A 3,703-nucleotide genomic window follows, 5' to 3' on the forward strand; every position below is an offset into this window, starting at 1 on the left:
GCGATGACATCAAAGGTGGTGATCATCCCGCTGACAGTGCCCAGAAGCCCTAACAGGGGCGCGACGGCGGCCAGGGTGGCGATGAACCCGATGCGCCGTGTGAGATGTGGCCTTTTGCGGAGCCGGTATTGATCCAGAAGGCTCCGGTTGACCTCGCACGATCCGGTGGTATGGATCGCCATAAAACGAACCAGATCGCGGCGCAGCCCGGGCTGATTCGGGCCAACCTCCCCCTTGCGTACCATGGCCAGAGTGGTGCCCAGGTCGAGGTCATCTTTTTCAGCCCGCCTGAAAACAAGAAACCGTTCAAAGATCAGGACCCAGAGAAGAAAAGAGCAGAGGATGATGGGGAGCATGATGGCGCCCCCGCTGCCGATGTAGCCGATAATGGCGGTAATAAGGTCGCTCATGTTATGCCCTCACGCGGGCCGGGCAGGCCTTGGTGCAGTACCTCAGGGTTTCCCGGTGGACGATGTTGGTCAGGGCCACGGCTTTCTCTTCCATGTCTCCGATGATGTGCTCCACCTGCCGGTTCAAGACGGTGTGAAGGATCATGATGGGGATGGCCACGGCCAGGCCCAGCATGGTGGTGATGAGTGCGGTGGAGATGCCGCCGGACATCATACGTGGATCGCCGGTTCCGACGATATTGATTACCTCAAAGGTGTCGATCATTCCGGTGACCGTGCCCAGCAGGCCCAGCAGGGGGGCCACGGCCCCGAGCATTCCGAGGAAGGGGAGAAACCGCTCCAGCCGGGGAAGCTCCTTTAAGATCGCTTCCTGTAAAATCGTTTCCAGCACTTCACGCCGTTCCCCCCTGGCCTCCAATCCTTTTCTCAGGACATTGTACACCGGGGTGGTCTTCCGCTCCTTGACGATGAGATCGCATTCATCCCAGTGGCCGTATCCGGCAAGCTCATTGACCGTGCCCATGGTGTTGTCCGTGTTGTCATGGACCTTTTTCAGGAAAAGGGTGCGTTCTATGCCGATGAACAGGCCGGCCAGGCCTATGAGGGCGATGGGCCAGACAAGGGGTCCCCCATTTTGAATGCGCTCAAGGAAACTCGGGGTGCGCTTCAGGTGGACGAGGGCGGCTCCGGCGCTGAGATCGAGGGAAAGGGTGTCTGTCTTACCCTGGGCGTAGCGGTTGAGGTTCCAGCCGAAGACGCGTCCGGGAGGCGTCGGCAGCTCTTTGAAGGAGAGGGTGGCGACATCGTAGAGAAGGGGTTCTGCGCCCTTTTCCTTCAAGGCCAGGGTCATAAAGGGACCGGCGGTGAGCAGAGGCGTTTCACGGGAGATACCATCGCGACCCGTGATGGTGGCGGGGTGGACGGCCACTTCGCTGCAGTGTGTGATCTCATCGGCAAAGTAAGCAAAGAGGCTCTTCAGGTCATCAAGACCGGGGAACTGGGTGCCGTCGGCCAGGGTCTCCAGATGGGCCAGGCGTTCCGGGGTGAAGGCAGAGAAGGGCGAGCCCAGAGAGAGGTCCCGAAGGTTTTTTGCCGCTGTTCGGACGATGGCCACGATGCGGCCGACCTCTTTGTCCAGTTGATTCCTTTCCGCCGTGAGTTCCGTCACCTCGCGGTCCAGGGCGAGGCCTCGTTTTTTTTCCTGGATGGCTTGGAATTTAAGCTTTTGTATCTCTGTGGAGAGGCGGGTGAGCTCTCGGGTGAGGCTCTCCCGGTCGCCGGTTATGCGTTTTTGGGACGCCGTACTGGTCTCCAGCCTCTGGGCAAGGGCCGTTTCAGCGCTTTGAATCGCTTCTCTTAAGTCTGCGGACCAGGCCGTGGAGACCGTAAAGAGGCAAAGGGCGATAACAATCAGTGTGCGTTTCATGGGACCACAATCCTTCCGATGGGTAAGCTCACGAGTTCGGCGCTTCTCTCCCTTCTGGCAAGGGCGATGGCTTTTTTCAGGTGCGTGGCGCTGTTGTTGGGCAGGGCTTCAAACGCCTTTGTTTTCGGGTTGAAGGCACCGCAGCTCTTTTCATCCAGGGTGAGATAGAAAAGGGCCAGTCTCCCGACCGTCAAGAGCTCTGCGGTGATGGGCGCACCGTCCACCTCAATTTCTTCCTGCCAGGCTTCGCTGGTGTGGCCGTACTGGGTCTCGATGGTGAGAAGCTCCAGAAGGCGTTCGAGCTTTTCTGCCTGCTTGGTGGCCGGTGCCTGGGTCCATTGGTCAAGGGCCGCGAGGCGCTGGGTTCTCTCTTTTTTGAGAAAGGGCAGGCTTTTATTGACCACCTCTCTTGCGCGTTGTGCCTCCTCGGCAATGACCGGTGAGAGGCCTTCCGTCAGGTTCGTCGCCTTGGAGATCTCTTCTCGCAGGCCTGCGGATGCTTTTTCTTTCCGGCCATTCACCCAGAGAAGTCCATCCACCGTTTCCTGCATTTTCTCCCGGGTGCTCGTCAGACGGGAAATCTTTGCCTCAAGGGCGATGCGCTCTTTGTCCCACGCCTCTTCTCGGTGTTGTGTGGTGTGGGCCATGGAAAAGTCCTGGCGGACGGTTTCGTCAAGGGACGACGTTTCGGACCAGGTGAGGTCTGGTCCGGATAAACCGACCGCCAGGGACAACAGGAGAAGCGTTCCGGCCTGTTTTGCCTTGGTGCGCTTCTGACGATTAAATTGTTTAAAATTTGCGAGCATTGGGTGATTTTCTTTGCAGGTTTGATGGTGAAAAGTAAACGCAACATGAAAAATGTCAGGCGAAATGATGCCTGAATGGGATAAGTTTTTAGCGCCTGATAAAATGTGTGTCAACCTATTTTTTTGGGTCTTCATTAAAAAGTTAGGGAAGCCTAAATTATAAACAGGGTGGCCTCGTCGATGCTTTATTTAAAGAACCCATGCCTTCCTCTTGCCTGAAAGGGTGAATCTGTCGATCTTTTAAGGGAAGAAGTAAGATGCTGAAACTCTTTCCTATTGGGCTTGCTCTTTGCCTTTGTGACGGCCCATGGAGGGTGTTTCCTGATGATGGTGTGTTGTGTCGGTGCGTTTTTACGGGGAGCCTTCATTCAGGTCTCTTGTGTCCTGTGCGTCTCGTGGTGACAAATGTACGGCAAGGCGAAAATTATTCATCTCGATTGAAATGCGGTTGACTTTTGCTATGGGTTCTTCTATTTCATTTCAAGTTTTGGCATGCCTAAATTTATTGGGTCCCCAAAACCAGTCGCGGAGAAATCAGAGCTTTTATCAGATTTTTTTCCACAACGGAGGTGCCATCATCACGGCCGTCTCCTGTGCCTGAGGCCCGGAAAGCACAGCAGCGGAGACCGTCGTTTCAAGGGTGGGGCTCCGTGTGAGGGCGATTTGATTCGGTTTGGGCGGCACGGCCTCTCAGGGATGACGGTGTCATCGGTTGACGAGGCTGAGCATACCGCCTTTTATGCGCGTTATTTCAGGAGTAAACGTCGAAATGAAATTTAAGAGTGTGATAGTTGCCGGTACCCTTATCGGCCTGATGTGCTCATCCGGGGCGCTGGCCCTTGAGGGGACCCGTGAAATCGGGGCTTCCGAAGATTCCGTGAAAGAAATTCAGTTGGAGGAGAGCACGGTCAGGGCCGATTACATTGAGATTGAGGCCATCAGCAGCACGAAAAATATCAAGGTGATCACCCGGGAAGACATGGAAAATAAAGGGTATGAGAGCCTCTCTGAGGCCCTGGACGATGTCCCGGGGATCAACGTGTCCAAGACGGGCTACGGCG

The 3,703-nt window shown here is 55.8% G+C and carries 4 protein-coding genes; 1 reads left to right on the forward strand and 3 read right to left on the reverse strand.

Annotated elements, in window-relative coordinates; genetic code table 11:
- From Q1Q75_RS22460 to Q1Q75_RS22470, 3 genes are all read right to left on the reverse strand, one after another.
- Positions 1 to 410, reverse strand: a 410-nt coding sequence (locus tag Q1Q75_RS22460; RefSeq protein WP_300675442.1) for a MotA/TolQ/ExbB proton channel family protein, incomplete at its 3' end; no start/stop codon positions are given.
- A gap of 1 nt (position 411) precedes the next feature.
- Positions 412 to 1,836, reverse strand: a complete 1,425-nt coding sequence (locus Q1Q75_RS22465) for a DUF3450 family protein (protein ID WP_300675443.1) — start codon at positions 1,834 to 1,836, stop codon at positions 412 to 414.
- On the reverse strand, positions 1,833 to 2,642 hold the full coding sequence (locus Q1Q75_RS22470; RefSeq protein WP_300675445.1) for a DUF3450 family protein: 810 nt from the start codon (positions 2,640 to 2,642) through the stop codon (positions 1,833 to 1,835). The genes Q1Q75_RS22465 and Q1Q75_RS22470 overlap by 4 nt, the downstream gene beginning before the upstream one ends.
- A gap of 769 nt (positions 2,643 to 3,411) precedes the next feature.
- Between Q1Q75_RS22470 and Q1Q75_RS22475 the strand changes: the two genes are divergently transcribed.
- Positions 3,412 to 3,703 (forward strand): TonB-dependent receptor plug domain-containing protein (locus Q1Q75_RS22475; protein ID WP_300675446.1); only part of this gene is annotated, 292 nt, incomplete at its 3' end.

Origin of the sequence: Desulfoluna sp., from assembly GCF_030145185.1 — a bacterium.
Classification (GTDB): Bacteria; Desulfobacterota; Desulfobacteria; order Desulfobacterales; family Desulfolunaceae; genus Desulfoluna.

Coding starts and splice junctions, on each gene's coding strand:
- Q1Q75_RS22465 (WP_300675443.1), bottom strand. CDS start 1,836: ATGAAACGCACACTGATTGTTATCGCCCTTTGCCTCTTTACGGTCTCC.
- Q1Q75_RS22470 (WP_300675445.1), bottom strand. CDS start 2,642: ATGCTCGCAAATTTTAAACAATTTAATCGTCAGAAGCGCACCAAGGCA.